Origin of the sequence: Metabacillus indicus LMG 22858 (assembly GCF_000708755.2) — a bacterium.
GTDB classification, from domain to species: Bacteria; Bacillota; Bacilli; order Bacillales; family Bacillaceae; genus Bacillus_P; species Bacillus_P indicus.
The window spans coordinates 68770-85814 of sequence record NZ_JGVU02000006.1 but is presented as its reverse complement, the minus strand read 5'-3'; the positions used below and the strand labels follow the sequence as shown (position 1 = coordinate 85814).

The 17045-nt window shown below is 44.3% G+C and carries 18 protein-coding genes; 9 read left to right on the top strand and 9 right to left on the bottom strand.

The features are described 5' to 3' along the window. Window positions 1-48: 48 nt before the first annotated feature. The 3 genes from AZ46_RS14955 to AZ46_RS14945 all read right to left on the bottom strand — a co-directional run bounded on the left by AZ46_RS14955 (window position 49) and on the right by AZ46_RS14945 (window position 4351). Complete coding sequence (locus tag AZ46_RS14955) at window positions 49-447, bottom strand: thiol-disulfide oxidoreductase DCC family protein (protein ID WP_029284020.1); 399 nt, start codon at window positions 445-447, stop codon at window positions 49-51. 58 nt (window positions 448-505) lie between these two features. Further along, entirely contained in the window at window positions 506-2332 is a 1827-nt protein-coding gene (locus AZ46_RS14950; RefSeq protein ID WP_051865704.1) for a transglycosylase domain-containing protein, read from the bottom strand. An 840-nt stretch (window positions 2333-3172) separates the two neighbouring features. Beyond that, window positions 3173-4351 carry an MFS transporter gene (locus tag AZ46_RS14945; RefSeq protein WP_029284014.1) on the bottom strand — a complete coding sequence of 393 codons (1179 nt, stop codon included), beginning with the start codon at window positions 4349-4351 and terminating at the stop codon, window positions 3173-3175. 225 nt (window positions 4352-4576) lie between these two features. Here AZ46_RS14945 and kapD point away from each other — a divergent pair, with 225 nt between their 5' ends. Then, window positions 4577-5200, top strand: a complete 624-nt coding sequence (gene kapD / locus AZ46_RS14940) for a 3'-5' exonuclease KapD (RefSeq protein ID WP_029284013.1) — start codon at window positions 4577-4579, stop codon at window positions 5198-5200. A 27-nt stretch (window positions 5201-5227) separates the two neighbouring features. Here kapD and kapB read toward each other — a convergent pair whose 3' ends face one another. Continuing rightward, on the bottom strand, window positions 5228-5617 hold the full coding sequence (gene kapB, locus AZ46_RS14935; protein ID WP_029284012.1) for a kinase-associated lipoprotein KapB: 390 nt from the start codon (window positions 5615-5617) through the stop codon (window positions 5228-5230). Between the two features lie 155 nt (window positions 5618-5772). Between kapB and AZ46_RS14930 the strand changes: the two genes are divergently transcribed. Beyond that, the gene (locus AZ46_RS14930) at window positions 5773-5973 is read left to right on the top strand and encodes a hypothetical protein (RefSeq protein WP_029284011.1); all 201 of its coding nucleotides are present in this window, start codon (window positions 5773-5775) and stop codon (window positions 5971-5973) included. Between the two features lie 109 nt (window positions 5974-6082). Here AZ46_RS14930 and AZ46_RS14925 read toward each other — a convergent pair whose 3' ends face one another. From AZ46_RS14925 to AZ46_RS14915, 3 genes are all read right to left on the bottom strand, one after another. After that, the gene (locus tag AZ46_RS14925) at window positions 6083-6397 is read right to left on the bottom strand and encodes a hypothetical protein (protein WP_029284009.1); all 315 of its coding nucleotides are present in this window, start codon (window positions 6395-6397) and stop codon (window positions 6083-6085) included. Window positions 6398-6491: 94 nt separating this feature from the next. Next, a complete protein-coding gene (locus tag AZ46_RS14920) occupies window positions 6492-7790 on the bottom strand; it encodes an ATP-binding protein (RefSeq protein WP_161781217.1) in 1299 nt (432 codons plus the stop codon). Window positions 7791-8082: 292 nt separating this feature from the next. Beyond that, window positions 8083-9252: a MalY/PatB family protein gene (locus AZ46_RS14915; protein ID WP_412768601.1), complete on the bottom strand. Its 1170-nt coding sequence runs from the start codon at window positions 9250-9252 to the stop codon at window positions 8083-8085. Between the two features lie 109 nt (window positions 9253-9361). Between AZ46_RS14915 and AZ46_RS14910 the strand changes: the two genes are divergently transcribed. Then, on the top strand, window positions 9362-9616 hold the full coding sequence (locus AZ46_RS14910) for a DUF1871 family protein (protein WP_035206850.1): 255 nt from the start codon (window positions 9362-9364) through the stop codon (window positions 9614-9616). Window positions 9617-9654: 38 nt separating this feature from the next. Here AZ46_RS14910 and AZ46_RS14905 read toward each other — a convergent pair whose 3' ends face one another. Further along, the gene (locus AZ46_RS14905; protein WP_029283997.1) at window positions 9655-10482 is read right to left on the bottom strand and encodes an alpha/beta fold hydrolase; all 828 of its coding nucleotides are present in this window, start codon (window positions 10480-10482) and stop codon (window positions 9655-9657) included. 235 nt (window positions 10483-10717) lie between these two features. Here AZ46_RS14905 and AZ46_RS14900 point away from each other — a divergent pair, with 235 nt between their 5' ends. The 5 genes from AZ46_RS14900 to yugI all read left to right on the top strand — a co-directional run bounded on the left by AZ46_RS14900 (window position 10718) and on the right by yugI (window position 15369). Then, complete coding sequence (locus AZ46_RS14900) at window positions 10718-11218, top strand: Lrp/AsnC family transcriptional regulator (protein ID WP_029283996.1); 501 nt, start codon at window positions 10718-10720, stop codon at window positions 11216-11218. Beyond that, window positions 11215-12384: an aminotransferase gene (locus AZ46_RS14895; protein WP_029283995.1), complete on the top strand. Its 1170-nt coding sequence runs from the start codon at window positions 11215-11217 to the stop codon at window positions 12382-12384. Before AZ46_RS14900 ends, AZ46_RS14895 begins: the two co-directional genes overlap by 4 nt. A 195-nt stretch (window positions 12385-12579) precedes the next feature. After that, on the top strand, window positions 12580-13137 hold the full coding sequence (locus AZ46_RS14890; protein WP_029283988.1) for an RNA polymerase sigma factor: 558 nt from the start codon (window positions 12580-12582) through the stop codon (window positions 13135-13137). Then, window positions 13130-14767 carry a hypothetical protein gene (locus AZ46_RS14885; protein ID WP_029283987.1) on the top strand — a complete coding sequence of 546 codons (1638 nt, stop codon included), beginning with the start codon at window positions 13130-13132 and terminating at the stop codon, window positions 14765-14767. The genes AZ46_RS14890 and AZ46_RS14885 overlap by 8 nt, the downstream gene beginning before the upstream one ends. 203 nt (window positions 14768-14970) lie before the next feature. Next, on the top strand, window positions 14971-15369 hold the full coding sequence (yugI, locus tag AZ46_RS14880) for a S1 domain-containing post-transcriptional regulator GSP13 (protein WP_029283986.1): 399 nt from the start codon (window positions 14971-14973) through the stop codon (window positions 15367-15369). An 82-nt stretch (window positions 15370-15451) separates the two neighbouring features. Here the strand turns inward: yugI and AZ46_RS14875 are convergent, their stop codons facing one another. Further along, on the bottom strand, window positions 15452-15685 hold the full coding sequence (locus tag AZ46_RS14875; RefSeq protein ID WP_029283985.1) for a DUF378 domain-containing protein: 234 nt from the start codon (window positions 15683-15685) through the stop codon (window positions 15452-15454). 159 nt (window positions 15686-15844) lie between these two features. Here AZ46_RS14875 and AZ46_RS14870 point away from each other — a divergent pair, with 159 nt between their 5' ends. Next, window positions 15845-17008, top strand: a complete 1164-nt coding sequence (locus AZ46_RS14870; protein WP_029283983.1) for an iron-containing alcohol dehydrogenase — start codon at window positions 15845-15847, stop codon at window positions 17006-17008. Window positions 17009-17045 lie beyond the last annotated feature (37 nt).

Below are 17045 nucleotides of genomic sequence, written 5' to 3'. Positions count from 1 at the left end.
GAAAGCCCCTCAGGTTTTGAGGGGCTTTCGTTTACTTCGGGCACGTTTTCACAGAAATCTTTTTCTGACATCTTTAGACGGCAATGTGCAGGCGTCTTTTTTTCCGAACCATTTGTATCTGTTTTTTGCGATCATCATGTAGACGGCATCTCTTATCGGTTTTGGAACGGCAATCAAAAGATAAAGCGCTCTGTATATTCCGCCGAGCTCTTTGAGAACGCGCAGAGCGGCAGTGGATTTTGTATGAACCTTCCCTTCATCGAGATAGACAAAGCTGTCGTAATCTTCAAGGGGAAGTCCGTGTTTCCTGAGCAGGCTCTGGCCGGCTTCCGATTGAAGGGAGGCAAAAGAGAAGACTTCTTTCTTGTCGTGTTTTAAAACGAATTGAACGGTTCCGTCACAGAAATTGCAGACACCGTCAAATAATAGGATTTTGCTGTGTGTCATGTCACTCACCTGCTTTTGGCTGTTTCTTTTTCTGTTCCCCAATCTTAAAACGAAAAAACTAGCGGTTCTTAGTGATATCTCTCCAAATCAGCTGATGCGGTGCTGCTGCTGAAAGGCTCTCAATGCTTTCTGCTTTATCTTTTCCAATCCAGACAGCGGCTGTATAGGCGTCTGTTAATCCGGCAAACCATAAATCATTGTAATCATTTGTTGTGCCGGTTTTGCCTCCAGTATAGGCAGCGGGATGATTTGCCTTCGTTCCAGTACCGCTTTCAGTCACTGAAGTCAAAAGCGCTCGCATTTTCGTATTTGTTGCGCTTTGCCATACTCGCACCGGCTCGTCCTTCCACTTATATAAGGGGTTCCCTTCAAGGTCCGTCACACTTTTAATAGCACGGCTTTTAGAAAAAACGCCGTCATTTCCAAAAGCAGAATAGGCCTGTGTGAGTTCGAGTGGGGAGAAGCCGTATGTGAAACCCCCGATTGATACAGGAAGTCTGTAATCCTCTTTGACAATCCGGCTGAATTTGAAAGGCTCTAAGTATGAAAAGGCCTTTTCAACCCCGACTTCATTCATCATTCTTACGGCCGGTGTATTATAGGAACGCTTAAAGGCTGTTTCCAGCGTTACCCTCCCGTACGTTTTTTCATCGTAATTCTTTGGACAATACTCTTTATCGCAAAATGGTTCTGCGCTGATCATGGAATTCGGTCCCGCCCCCGTGGTTTCGAGATACGGCACATAGTCAAGCAGAGGCTTTATTGCCGAGCCGGGCTGGCGGTATGCTTGATATGCGCGGTTGAAGTCGAACTTTTTATAGTCCTTTCCTCCGTACATCGCTTTAATTTCATGAGACCTATGGTCAATGACAACACTTGCACCCTGTACAGAGGGATCTGTCAGATGGTTTTTAAAAGCATCCGAAACACGTGTCTGAAGGGTTGGATCGAGAGCAGTATGGATGCGCACTCCACTCTTCAGCACATCCTGCACGCGGTTTTTAAGCTGCTCGTTCAAACGCTCTTTTTCTGCACTGTCCGCTTTTGAAAGCTTGATGGTGTACCCTTCTTCTTCAGCAATCAGCTGCTTCAATTCATCATGAACGTACGTGATGTAATCCGGATAGCGGTCTGTTCTCGTCTGGGTGTTTATCCGGATTTTTTCAGCAGCAGCAGCGCGGTATTGTTCCCCGGTTATGTACTTTCCTTCAAGAAGCTCGTTAAGGAGCCGTTCCTGCCGCTTTTTCGTATTCTCAAAACGGGTAATAGGGTCATACAGGGCAGGATTGTTCGGGATCGCGCTGATAAAGGCTGTCTGGGCAAGAGTGAGTTTTCCTATCGGCTTGCTGAAATAGTACTGACTTGCCATCTCTACGCCGTAAACCCCGTTGTGAAAATAAACAGCATTCAAATACCCTTCAAGGATATCTTCTTTTGAAAAGGTCCGCTCAAGGTGGTACGAGTATAAGAGTTCACTCAGTTTACGGTTATATGATTTTTCATGAGTCAAAAAGACATTCCTGGCAAGCTGCTGTGTAATGGTGCTTCCGCCCTGGTCGGTCGACTGGTTTTTAGCATTCACAAGGACTGCCCTGGTCATGCCGGCCGGATCAAATCCGATATGGTCATAAAAACGCTGATCCTCTGAAACAATGAAAATCGTTTTTACTGCTTCCGGCATCTCTTCCAAAGGAACAAATCTTCTGTTTTCCCTTGAGTTGACAATTTCTGAAGCGATGCTTCCATTTTGGTCTAGAATGTAGCTGTTTTGAATCATGGGAATGTCTGTTAAAGGAATCCGTTCTTCCAAAACAGTCGAAACGGCTTTTACTTGTTTTACTTCTTCCCCCGATAGCATAAATAAGAAAATGAGGAGAGGGGACATTGCCAGAAGGCAAATCCAGCCTGTAATTGAACGCAATGATGTCACACGCCTTTAAAGTTTATTGGAATGATGAATAGTACGGCTCTTTCTGCCTGTCAGGGCTAAACGGTCGGCTCCGCTTTTCGCGTTGTCCAGCTCCATCAGCCAACTCCTCTGTCAGAACAAAATCCCCTAAAAAGTCAAACCCGGACTTTATCGGTGATTTCTTATCTGCCTATCGGAGCTAAACGGCTGATTCCACTTTTCGTGTTGTCCAGCTCCGCCTCCCAGCCCTTCCGTCAGAACAAAATCCCCCAAAAAGTCAAAACCGGACTTTTCGGGTGATTTCTTTTCTGCCTGTCAGGGCTAAACGGTCGGCTCCGCTTTTCTATTCATACTACCATTTCCTACTGTTTTTTAGAATATATTTCCTCCGAGTAAAAGAGGATGAAAAATGTTTTTAACAGTACAAGAAATTTAAATGAAAATTTAAAAATCATGCCACTCCCTGGAATGGCGCCACAAATGCATCTGCATCTCTGTTTAAAGTGGCAGCACTAAGTGGAGTGGCGCCACAAATGCATCTCCATCTCTGTTTAAAGTGGCAGCACTAAGGGGAGTGGTGCCACAAATGCATCTCCATCTCTGTGAAAAGTGGCAGCACTAAGTGGAGTGGTGCCACAAATGCATCTGCATCTCTGTTAAAAGTGGGAGCACCACGTGGAGTGGCGCCACAAATACAGCTTCATCCCTTTGAAAAGTGGCAGCACTACGGGAGAAATATTCTAAGCATAGAAAATCCGAACTAGTTATCTCCCAGTTCGGATCAAAGTGCTGTATATAATTATGTCCCAGCCTCATTCAGCTAGCTTCTGCCAGCTGCTTTTGCTCTGTGCGGACACTTTTCCATAAAAGGATCGCTCCGGATAAAAACAGTCCTGCTGTTACGTAAAAAACGGCTGAAATGCCGAATCCGCCTGCAATGGTTCCTCCTAATACAGGACCGGCGACATTCCCGAGGAATTTGAAGCTTGTGTTGTAGCCGAGCACTTCTCCCTGCATTGAAACGGGCGCGGTCTGCCTGATAAAGGCTGTGATGCAGGGGATGATGCCGCCCATCACCAGGCCGAAAAGGAAGCGGAAAATCATCAGCTGCCATAGTGTGGATACAAGGGCCTGGGGAATAAAGCAAAAAACAGATGCGATCAGCAGGCCGATCAATACTTTTTCATGGCCGATGCGGTCACCGAGAGCGCCCCATTTTCGGGAAGCCAGCAAATTGCCTGCTCCTGTTGCGGAGAAAGCAAGGCCTGAGAAAAACGCAAGATTGACAGGGCCGTGAAGCTCGCTTACATAAAGAGCAAGAAGGGGCTGAATGCTGAAGTTTCCAATTTGGATCAGCAGCGTCAGAAACATAATGGTCAAAAGCAGCGGAGATTTGAAGATATGCTGCAGAACCTGTTTGCGCGAGTAGGATTTCTTTCCTTCTTCTTTTGTTCTGAGCGGTTTTTCTTTGATGCCGAAGGCTACAAGCAAAACAGATATGTAAATGACGGCGGATGTAATGAAGAATGTATAGGTGAAGCCAAATTGATCAGCAAGAAGGCCTCCGATCAGCGGTCCGAACAGTCCGCCTGACACGGTTCCCATCTGCAGAGTGCCTAGGGTGCGGCCGGCTTCTTCCTTTTTGGTTTGAGCGGAGATGAGTGCAAGAGATGTAGGAATAAATCCGGTCACTGCCCCCATCAGCAGGCGGAGAACAAACAGCTGATGCACGGATTGAACAAAGCCCATCAGAAAAATGCTTGTTGCAATTCCTGCTCCGGTCATGATCAGGATTTTTTTATAGCCGTATTTATCGCCGAATCTTCCCCACAGCGGAGAAACAAGGAAGGCCATTAAAAAGGAAATACCAAACACATATCCTGACCATCTGCGAACATAGTCATCTGAAAAATCACCGAATGTACTCAAATACAAAGACAAAAATGGCATAATCATTGTCGCGCTTGCTGCAACAAAGAAATTAGCCGTCCACATGATGAGAAAATTGCGTTTCTGAATAGAAATAAAAACACCTTCTCTGGTAGAATACCCACTATTTATTTCGTGTCCCTTAATATTATAAATCAATCCTTTCGTTTTTTGAAATATTATGGGGGCATATTCATTATTTTTCGAAAAATGAAGCTATATTTTCGAGTAAGGTGATATAATAGTAATAAAAAGGAAATGATGAATTTTTGGAGAAAGGAGGGGGGAGAAATGGAAGCTCCTCAGCAATTAATTTTCGTTGATTTTGAGTTTACTATGCCTGAAGGAAAAGCCAACCCACGCGGATTTTATCCTGAAATTATCGAAGTAGGAATCGTTTCCGTCATCAATCAAACTGCTCACAGACAATTTTCCTCTTATGTAAGACCCGTACAGTTTCCCTTTTTAACAAACCGCTGCAAATCCTTTTTAAACATATCCCAGTCTCAAGTCAACTCAGGCATTTCGTTTCTGGACCTGATCGCCATTTTAAAAGATTTTGGAAATTATCCCAACACCACAGTCATTACATGGGGAAATATGGACATGAAGGTACTGCGCCAAAACTGCCTTAAGAACAATGTTGAATTCCCGTTTCATGCGAAGTTCAGAGATTTATCCATGGAATACAAAAAGTTTTTTGGTGACAGAAACCAGACAGGACTTTGGAAGGCTGTTGAAGAATACGGCAAGAAGGGAACAGGAAGACATCATTGCGCACTGGATGATGCTCTTACGACCTATAACATTTACAACCTGGTAGAAAACGACAAACGTTATTTGCAGAAACCTGCTCCGCCAACCATTGGAGACAGGATCGATTTTTCAAAAGTTATGAACAAGTTTGCAACTTAGAGCCAAATCACTAGCAAGTGATTTGGCTCATTCGATTTTAAAATAATCCGCTTTAAGAAGCTGTATTTTCTCAAGAGATTTGACTGCCCAAGGACGAGCATCTTCTTTTAGTTCGTTTTCTATTGCTGCTACTGCGGCAACAAGGGAATCCTTGTATGCAGGCTGGGGTTCTTCATATTTGCGCACCATATTTTTCGGGATATTCGTTTGTTCGTTTTCTGCAAGAGCTCTGCGTTCATGAAAAAGAGGAACGTCCGCTTCTTTAGGCATATGCAGATCGCCTTGAGCGGGGTGACGCAGAACGGCTTTTACTTTCACTAAGTAATGCTCAGGGCGCACGTTTGTAATGACGCCGATATATTTGCCTGTTTTATAGATGCCTGTCACGATTTCTCCGGTACTCAGTTCTTCTTTCAAGTTTATGCCTCCCATACAAAATGGTGCAAATCCCCATTTTTTTCATTTTTAACGTTCTTACGTCCATTATAGCAAAGTCCGGGAGAAAAATTTTTATCTAAAGTAGAGGAAGCAATGAATTCTTGCTATAGTAAAAGGGACAAGGAGTGATTAAATTGTTAAACGCTTTCATTATGGGGCTGTTTTTATATTTTCCGGAAGACAAGTCTGAGTACCTTCCCGCCGGCATCACAATGTTTATCTTTTTACTTCTGGCCATTGCAGCCTTTATGCTGATTAAAAAGGTATCCAGAAAAGAGGAACTGAAAGCAGAGGAGTTTGAAAGAAGCCTAAAACTATCTGATAAGAACAAATAATGTCAGAATCCAATTCCGCTGCTTCGGGATTGGATTTTTTATTAACAGGATGCGGCACATTACCTGAAAATAAAAAAACGGCCGAGCTGGCCGTTTTTGGTCGTGCGTGCTAATTTACTTCCTCAATTTCATTGCAGTCCGCCTTCACTTTTGACAGGGGCAGTCCAAAAAAAGTGTAGAACTGAATGGTCGTTTCATAGCATTTTTGCCCGCTGTCTTTAACAGGCTTAATGCTCAGGACTTCCTCATTCAGCGTAAGCGCCCTCTGAAAAGAGTTGAAATGAATGGTCAAAACCGTATCAATTGCAAGGGAAGCTTCCTGCTGCATGGTTTCGTTTGGAATGGCGCTTGCGCCATTGCCCATTTGTTTTGGGATGGAAAAAGCTGCAGTCAACAGGCACAGGGTCAGCAGAAAAATCAGCATAAATCGGTTTTTCAGGAGTACCCCCTCCTTACGTTCATTTCGTCCATGTCCTATAAACAGTTTATTAACAAATAAGAGAAACATTCGATTTTATTCATTTGAGAGCTCCGATAGGGAGAGAGACGGTCACAGATGTTCCTCCGCCTAATGTACTCTGATAGCGGATCGTCCCGCCATGATGCTGAATGATCGAAAACGTCACCGTAAGTCCGAGACCTGTTCCTTTCTCTTTTAAAGTGAAATAGGGTTCACCAAGTCTCTGAAGCTGATCCGCACTCATTCCGCAGCCATTATCCGTCAGTTTGATTCTCACAAATTCATGGGATGAATAAGCTCTGATTTCCACTTGTCCCTCTAAATCAGGAACGGCTTCAATTGCATTTTTAAGCAGATTAATAAACACCTGTTTCAGTCTTGAGCGGTCTCCAACAATCATCAGCCCGTCCTCAATGCTGGTTTCAATCGCAACTGTTTTATAATTGGCATAGGAGCGCATCAGCTGATCCACTTCATAAAGCAGTGAAGTCAGGGACACATTCTCTTTTTCGATATAATGCTGTTTTGCAAGACTTAAATAATCGGTAATAATATCCTGAGCCCGGTCAAGCTCTGATAATACTAATTCGTGATAATCCTTGTTTTTTTGTTCATTGTCGCGTATTTCCTGCCCCATCAGCTGGATGAATCCCCTTACAACAGTCAGCGGATTTCTGACTTCGTGGGCAACACTCGCAGCAAGCTCGCTCAGTATGGACAGCTTTTCATTTCTGATAATCTGATATCTCATGATGGCATTTTCACGAATGTATTCAATGGCATAGTGGGTCAGAAACAAAGCGAAGTTAAAAAAGATCCAGCCGATAATTAAATACTTCCGGCCTTCCCCCGAGAAAACATCCGGCACCCATCCAAAGGAATGAAAAAGATACAGGGAAGAGTAGGTGATAGCTGTTTTGGCATTGCCGATTAAAAGAATAACCAACATTTTTCGCTGTTTATTAAAGGAAAACCAGGAACGCTGAAAGTAGAAGGATAAAAGGGTATAAAAAGGAATTGTCACGAGACTGAGAAGAAGCCAGTGTCCTCCGGCATAAAACCGGTAGGCGAGAACGGAGGCAATGACCGCAGCACCTGAGAAGGGTCCGCCATAAAGGATGCTGACAATAACAGGTATCGCATGCAGGTCAAAGCTTACACTTTCAATTGTGTGAAGCGGATAAGTCAGGCAGAGCAGGGCTGAAGGGATGCATAGAAGGGAAATAAGAAATTTGTTCCTGCTTGGAGGGGACTTGAACGGCCTGCTGAGCCAAACGGTCTGATAGAGAAAAACAGGAAACAAAAGAAAGGTTATATGAAGTATCAGTTCTTTTACAGACTCTATAGGAATGATCAACGGATTCTCACCTTTGCTATATTCTGAGTCCATTATACCATCTGAACATTCAAAAAACTCCTAAAATGACAATTTTTGTTTGTGGGCAAGAACAAAAGCGCAAGCGCCAAGGCCCGCTCCGATAGGCAGATAAGAATCCGGCGGAAAAGTCCGGGTCCCGACTTTTTTGACGGATTTGTTCTGACAGAGGATTTAGGCGCTTCCGCTTGCCGAGGATAACTTTGTTATGTTTTTACTTTTATAATTTTCTAAACAATAAAAAACCGCAGCTGTGAACCGCGGATTTTCAGGATTATGAAAACGCCTTTCTCAAACGTTCCAGTCCTTCATGGACAAGAGAGCGGGGGCATCCGATATTCATGCGGACAAAGCCCTCTCCGCCGGGGCCGTATTTGGTCCCATCCTCAAGCGCAAGCTTTCCTTTTTGAAGCAGCAATTCCTTTAGTTCAGCATCTGTTTTCTGCAGTTGCGTGCAGTCAATCCAGATTAAGTATGTCGAGTCAGGCCGAATTACATTAAGCTTGGGCAAATGCTCTTCAATATATGAAATCACTGTGTTCACGTTCTCTTCAAGGTAGCTGTTTAACTCATCCAGCCATTTCTCACCATGTGTATAGGCTGCAGTTAAGCCGGCTATGCCAAAGGTATTAAGTGTAAAGGACCCCTGGCGCTTTTGAAATTCCTCGTATTTTGTCCGGATTTCTTTATTCGGAATGATAATGGCTGAAGACTGGAGCCCTGCAAGATTAAATGTCTTGCTCGGTGCCATGCATGTAACAGAGTTCCGGGCATGCTCTTTGGAAAGGGAAGCAAAAGGGACATGCTTATGGCCGAACAGCATCAAGTCTGAATGGATTTCGTCCGAAACAACAATGACATGATGCTTTGCGCATATTTCTCCGATCCTCTCGAGTTCTTCCTTTGTCCACACTCTGCCTCCCGGGTTCTGCGGGTTGCAAAGCAGCATGAGCTTCACTTTTTGGTGTGCAGCTTTCTCTTCAAGATCTTCAAAATCAATTTGATAGGCGCCATTTTCAAGTTTCAATTGATTGTTTACAAGTGTGCGGCCGTTTTTTTCTGCCATGTCAAAAAAAGGGTGGTAAACAGGAGACTGAATCAGCACTGCGTCTCCAGGGTCTGTGAGGGACTGAATGGCCATACTAAGGGCAGTAACCACTCCTGAGCTGAATACGATGGATTCCTGGGTTACATCCCAGCCGTGCCGCGCTTTCATCCATGACTGCACGGCTTTTTTCGCTTCTGGACCTGCTGAAGTATAGCCGAAAATACCGTGCGATGCTCTTTCCTGCAGGGCGGAAATCACTTCATCAGGTGCACGGAAATCCATATCTGCCACCCACATGGGGAGGACATCTTTTACACCGAAAATCTCCTCGGAATAATCCCACTTCACTGAGTGCGTCATGTATCTGTCGATTTTTTGGTCAAACATGCTCATCATTATCACTCTCCAGTTTGATTTCTCCGGATGTTGCTCCTTTAAAACCTTATGATAAAATATGTATGGAACGTTATGCAAAAGAAAAAGGTTTGGGTGATGCGCAGTGGAAATGAGAGAAGCGAACGAGCAGATGCTCGCGCTGTTATCTAAATGGGACCCGCTGAAGTACGGCGCGGAAGCATATGAAACGGAAGTATTTGATGTCCTTCAGGCGGTGCACGTCTCAGAAACACCTGCACAGCTTTCCCGAAAAATACAGGCTGTTTATGAGTTCTCTTTTGAAGAGATTATTCCTTTAATAGAGTGTGAAAAAATGGCTGTACAGCTTCTGCTGATCAAAAACAATGCAGCTTGTGAACGATGATTTGCCGTTCTAAGCTGCATTTTTTTATGTTTCTTCACTTACACGCAAAATTCAAAAATGCGTTCTGATACAAAATCAGGGCGTTCTTCCGGAACTAAATGACCCGTGTTTTTTAATGAGAAGAAATGAGAATTTGGAAGATCCCTGTTCATTCTCTCTCCGATATGAACCGGTACAACGCGGTCTTCCTGTCCCCAAATAAGAAGGCTTGGTGTTTCGATTTTCCGCAGATCTTCTGCAGGCAGATCACCTTCTCTGTCCCTGATCATCCGTGAGAGCGCCATGAAGATGCGGTCGTCGTAAAATGGCTGAATATAGCCATCCATCATTTCCTGATCAATCATCGAGCGGTCATGTACGACGTTGCATAAGTTTTTCCAGACTCCCTGTCTGCTCATGATGTGCTTGATGCAGAGGTAAAAGTAAGGAAAATAAGAGCCGAATATAAGCGAAGGATGGGACCTTTTCATATAGCCTGAGCTGCATAGAAGCACGACTTTTTTAATCATCTCAGGCATTTCTTTCGATGCGTACAGGGAAATTTGCCCTCCCATTGAATGTCCAACCAGGATAGCTTGTTCCACTTGCAGGTTTTTCAAAAGCTCAATCACAACTTTAGCCATGTTCCGGTACGAGTAAACGAAAGCGATTGATTTTTCCGACTGGCCAAACGGCGGAAGATCAACAGCAATGAGATGATACTCATGCCTGAGAAATGGAATCAGCCGGCGGTAGCTGAATGTGGAAGAAAGAAAGCCGTGTATTAAAACCATCACAGGTTTGCCGGGATTTTCATATACCTCATAGTGAACCCCTATCCCCTGAATATGCATCTTAAACTCCTGCTTGTTATCCAATATCACCATAATCATTCACTCCAGCATTTATTCTTAAATCCTTGAAAAAGACATGATTTTCAAAAGCTGGCGGCAATGAAGTGCCGGCAGCGAAAGTTTTTACTATTTTAACCTGCCGGCCGAAAATAACTCTTGTAAAATCTACCCGGTTTTTCCCGAAAAAAAACGGAAGAATGCGTGTTTGTTTTCAGATGTTCATGCTATAATTATCAGAACATTCTTAACGGAAAGGGAGGAAAAGAAAATGAAGCTTACTCAAAAAGAAACAGAAATTCTTGAGCTCCTTGAAGAAAACAGCAGACTAACGCCGCAGGACATCTCAAAAATGGTTCAGCTGAGCGAAGAAGAAACACTCCAAACAATTAAACGCCTGGAAGAGCAGAAGGTCATTATCGACTACTCGACGACTGTCAACTGGCGGAAAGTGGATGGGCATGAGGGAGTCACGGCGATGATTGACGTAAAGGTCGCGCCAAAAAGAGGGACAGGATTTGATGCGATTGCAGAAAGAATCTACAGATTCAATGAGGTGAAATCGGTTTATCTCATGTCAGGGGCATACGATCTGTCCGTCGTAATAGAAGGACGATCAATGTCAGAGGTTGCACATTTTGTTTCGGACAAGCTGTCAACTCTTGACTCTGTCCTTTCAACAACGACGCACTTCATCTTAAAAAAATATAAACATGACGGGAAGATTTACGAACAGGATGATGAAGACAAACGGATTGTGGTGTCTCCATGACGCAATCGAAGTATTTATCACATACGGTTTCAGCCCTGAAGCCTTCCGGCATCCGCAAGTTCTTTGATCTTGCGGCAAGCATGGAAGGTGTTATTTCGCTTGGAGTCGGGGAACCGGATTTTGTTACATCCTGGAATGTAAGAGAAGCATGCATCCTGTCGCTGGAACAGGGGTTTACATCATACACCGCCAATGCCGGTCTTTTGGAATTGCGCCAGGAAATTTCCCGGTATCTTCACGAGAAATTTGATGTGTCTTACCGGCATGAAGATGAAATCATTGTGACGGTGGGGGCAAGCCAAGCGCTGGATATCGCATTAAGAGCCATTGTGAACCCGCTTGATGAGGTGCTCATTCCTGAGCCTTGCTTTGTTTCCTATGCGCCGCTTGTATCGCTAGCGGGGGGAGTGCCGGTGCCTTTGCATACGCGGGCAGATGATCAGTTCAAACTTCGGCCTGAGTTAATGGAAGAAGCATTGACGGAGCGGACAAAAGCACTGCTGTTATGCTCGCCAAGCAATCCGACAGGCGCTGTCTTATCAAAGCATGAACTCCAGTTGATCGCAGAGCAGGCTGAATTGCACGACCTGGTGGTGCTGGCTGATGAGATTTATGCAGAACTTACATATGATGAAGCTTATACGAGCTTTCCGAGCTTGAGCGGAATGCGCGAACGCACCATATTGATTTCCGGCTTTTCAAAAGGATTTGCCATGACAGGATGGAGGCTCGGCTTTATCGCTGCACCGGCTGAGCTTTCAGGAGCCATGCTGAAAATTCACCAGTACGCCATGATGTGTGCACCGACGATGGCTCAGTACGGGGCCATTGAAGCCTTGAAAAACGGCATGCAGGATGTTGAGCAAATGAAAAAAAGCTATCGCCGCAGGCGAAACTTTTTTGTAGAGACGCTGAATGAAATCGGTTTGCCCTGCCATCTGCCTGGAGGCGCATTTTACGCCTTCCCTTCAATAAAAGAAACAGGACTCAGTTCAGAAGAGTTTGCTGAAAAGCTGCTGATTGAGCAAAAAGTAGCTGTTGTTCCGGGGAACGTATTCGGTGAAAGCGGTGAAGGATTTGTACGCTGTTCGTATGCCTCATCCCTTGAGCAGCTTCAGGAAGCGCTTAGAAGAATGGCTTTATTTATGGAGAAGGGCAGAAAATAAAAAATGGACAAAACCTTAAAGGCCTTGTCCTAAAAACAAAAGGGGGGAATACTAGAAAGCTTATACGCTGATAGTATTCCCCCCTTAAATTTGAGTTAAACCTGTTTTTTTGAAAAAATTTGCATCTTGCGTCCATCAGCGTGAAACAAACTGCATGCATCTCCCGTTTCACAGGTGTAAAAAGGAGGGCAGATTATGAACGATGATGAATTAGTGCGGCGGGCAAAGAAGGGAAATATGAGTGCATTCCGGGAACTGGTTGAAAAATATACGCCTACAGTCGAGCGGTTTGCGTATCAGCTTGGAAACCGGCGTGATGATATAGATGACATTACCCAGGAAGTATTTATCCGGGTATACCGGTTTTTGGACCAATTTTCAAAGGCAAAATTTTCTACATGGCTTTATAAAATTACTCTCAATGTGACAAGAGATGCAGCCAGAAAACGCATGTCAAACATGCAGAAAGTGTTCAAAATTCAAAATGAACCTCAGGTGGATTATCCTGAGGTGGAATCAAGTGTGATTCAAAATGAAGAAGACCGGGCGCTTCACATGTGCCTTCAAAAACTGGATGAAAAATACCGGATCCCGATTGTCCTGTATTTTTTCCACGAAATGAAATATGAAGAAATTGCTGAAATTATGTCAATAACGCTTTCTACTGTTAAAACACGCATCCTCAGGGGGAAAACGATGCTGAAAAAACTTGTGGAGGAGCACGAAAAGAAAGAAGGTGAAACACATGGATGATCAGCTTTTTGAGAAACGTCTATCGAATTTAAAGCAATCCTATGAAAAGCTTCCAGTGCAAACATCGGCTGATCATATAATGGACCGCATCAAGCTTGAAAAACAGAAGAATAATCCTTTCTTCAAAGCAAAAACGCTATATGCGGCAAGCTTTGCGGGTGTCGTGCTGATTGCGGGGCTGCTTGGTGCACAGCTGCTCCAGCAGAATAATGAGGGAAATGGCGGAACAGGTGAACAGCCTCCTGCTGTGCAGGTGCCGCCTTCTGCTGAAGAGATTGAAGCTAAACGAAGTGAACTGGACCTCCTGTTTAAGGAAAGACTTGCTGCTTTCAAGGAAGAGATTCAGATGCCTGACGCGGAACTTTATCCTTTTATCCAGGAAGCAGAAGATGCAGTCCGGGAATTTAAGAGCAGAAATTCCTTTCAGTCCATACAGGAACTAGACAACTATTTTAAGACAGTCAAGCTGACAGTTGAACAAAACGTCTCCTCTCCAGCGGCCCAGCTCGCTGCCTTAAGAGCAAAGGCAGAAGAAGGAGAAGAGGTAAGGGATGCAGAAATCATCAGCCTTCTTGAAAAACAGAGGATGATGGAGGAGTATTTCTTTGAAAAGTGGGTGACTGTTTCAATACATCTTCCATATACGGATGTCGTTGCATACGCTGAACAATTGAACCAGGAAGGTTCTGATCATCCTGAAGCAGGGCCGGTTATTGAAGAGATCAGAAACAGCGGCTATCGTTTTTATCACGAAGGGGAAGGCATGATCAATTTCCAGCCGGATTTAGAACTTCTTGAAAACGAGCTTGACCCAAGCCCGCAAATGAAGAAATATTTTGAAACGGAAAACCAGGCACAGGTTGCCATGGATGCAGCTCTCGCTGTCCCAATCAATGAACTGGCAGAGCGGACTGTTGCTCTTGAAGATTTCATTCTGCAGAACCCAAACTTTAAATACCGGGAAAAATTAAAAGAGCGCTATGAGTTCTGGCTCACCGTTTTGCTTAAAGGCCTCAATAATACTATGGCTGTTGATGAGCAGCTCAGACTGAAAGAGGAATGGAAATCCGCCTTCGAGCAGCTCATGAAAGACTATCCGAATCGCGAGACGACATCAGCTGTATCGGCATACTATGAGTTTTTGAAAGCAAAGAATTTCACCTTTAAATCACAGGAGGAATACTGGCAGTATAAGGTGAACGTGCCCCAAAGCCTGAAGCCTGACGTATCTTTCTTCAGGGGAAGAGAGATTCAGCTATTGCCTGTATCAAGCAGCATCCTAACTGCCTATCAGGCATATACTGGCGGGGACAGCGCGGCATTGAACGAGCTGCAGCCGGCTGATGTGCTCCGCCTCTATCTGTACACAGCTGTTACCGGAGATGCAGATACGGCTTATGACCTTATTGCAAAAGACGAATCAGCTCCTTCAGAAGAAGAATTTAAAGCAGATTTAGAAGAGAAAGCCAAGCAGTACAGCGTTCTTTCTGCAAATACGGTTAAATTGAATGAAACCTACAGCGATGATGGAAGCACAATTTTTGAACTGATGCTCAAGGATGGTTCATCCAGGGAGATGACGGTAAAGGTTAATGCTAGTGACTACACATCTAAAGTTGTTTATAACTGATGGAAAAACCGGGCGGGGTTCTGCCCGGTTTTTTATGGTTTTTTGGCGTTCTTAAGTAAACGACGATGTTGTTAAGATCATAAAAGCCAACAGCTTATTACTTGACAGTAACTAAATTGTTATTGTAAAAACAGGCGGGATATGATATAGTTTTAAATTGCGTATATTAAACGAGAAAAATCAACTTATATAGGAGTGTTACCATGAGTACAAAATTCGAAACAGGTTCTGTTTACACAGGCAAAGTAACAGGAATCCAGCGCTACGGTGCGTTTGTTGCATTAGATGAGTCTACACAAGGACTAGTCCACATTTCTGAGATCGCACACGGTTTCGTTAAAGACATTAACGAACAGCTGAAAGTAGGAGACGAAGTACAAGTAAAAGTACTTTCTGTTGACGAAGCAGCAGGCAAAATCAGCCTTTCTATCCGTGCAACTCAAGAAGCTCCTGCACAAACAGAAGCTCCAAAGAAGCCTAAAAAGCGCCAGGCTACAGTGAAAGCTACTCCAGCTTACTCTAACGAAACTCCACAAGGTTTCAACACACTTAAAGAGAAGCTTGAAGAGTGGATCGAGCAATCAAAACAAACGAACAAATAAGTTCGTGAAAAGAATGCATCCGGATGGATGGATTCTTTTTTTTGCATAAAAAAAGCACCGGAGCGAATCCGGTGCTTTTTCTTTAACGTGCTTCAGGTTTTGGTTCCGTACGGCCGAGCTCAGCTGCCGGCTTGAAGAGGATGGCAAGGTTGATTAAACCTGCGATTCCGACAAGTCCATAAATAATTCTTGAAAGGGCAGCACCCTGGCCGCCGAAAATAGCAGCCACTAAATCAAATTGAAAGAAGCCGATTAGCCCCCAGTTGATTGCTCCAATAATCGTAAGTACAAGTGCAATACGCTGTAATGCGCTCATGCTGATAACCTCCTTGGATGTAAGAATTCACTAATAGAATGCGGAATTGTCATCAAAATTATTCACGACTGAAAAAAAGAGTTCCACAAGCGCATTTCTTGCAAAAAACATTCCAAACAGGTCATACTTATTTTATAAAACGTAAGGAGGCGATCGATTGTGGAAAACTTTACATACCATAATCCTACGAAATTAATTTTTGGCAAAGACCAGCTTCAGCAGCTTCAGACAGAGGTGCCTAAGTACGGCAAAAATGTTCTCCTTGTTTACGGAGGTGGCAGCATTAAACGAAACGGCCTCTACGATAAAGTACTTGCTGAGCTTGAGAAAACCGGATCAAACGTCTTTGAACTTTCCGGTGTAGAACCTAATCCAAGACTTTCAACCGTTCACCGCGGTGTGAATATCTGTAAAAGTGAAAATATTGACTTCCTGCTTGCTGTAGGCGGCGGAAGTGTCATTGACTGCACAAAAGCGGTCGCTGCAGGAGCTAAATATGACGGAGATGCATGGGACATCGTAACCAAAAAGCACACTCCGTCAGAAGCTCTCCCGTTTGGAACCGTGCTGACGCTTGCTGCGACAGGTTCAGAAATGAACGCAGGTTCGGTTATTACGAACTGGGAAACACAGGAGAAATACGGCTGGGGAAGTCCGCTGACATTCCCGAAATTCTCCATTCTTGATCCTGTCAACACGTACACAGTTCCTCAGGATCAAACCGTGTACGGAATGGTCGACATGATGTCTCACGTATTTGAGCAATATTTCCATCATACAAAAAACACGCCGCTTCAGGACCGGTTCTGTGAATCGACTCTGAAAACAGTTATGGAAACAGCGCCAAAACTGATGAAGGACCTTGAAAATTATGAGCTTCGCGAAACGATCCTTTATTCAGGAACAATTGCTCTGAACGGATCCCTTCAGATGGGCTACCGCGGAGACTGGGCGACTCACAATATCGAGCATGCTGTCTCAGCTGTATATGATATCCCTCATGCCGGCGGCCTGGCCATCCTGTTCCCTAACTGGATGAGACATACGCTTGATGAGAACCTTGACCGTTTCAAACAGCTTGCTGTCCGCGTATTTGAAGTAGATACAGAAGGCAAATCAGACCGTGATGTCGCGCTTGAGGGAATTGACAAGCTCAGCGCGTTCTGGAGCAGCCTTGGTGCACCAAGCCGCCTGGCTGACTATGACATTACAGATGAGAAACTTGATCTGATTGCAGATAAAGCAATGGCAAACGGAGAGTTCGGCAACTTTAAAAAGCTGAACAAAGAAGATGTTCTTGCCATCTTGAGAGCTTCGCTTTAATGGCACCAGCACCCTGCATCTGCAGGGTGTTTTCATT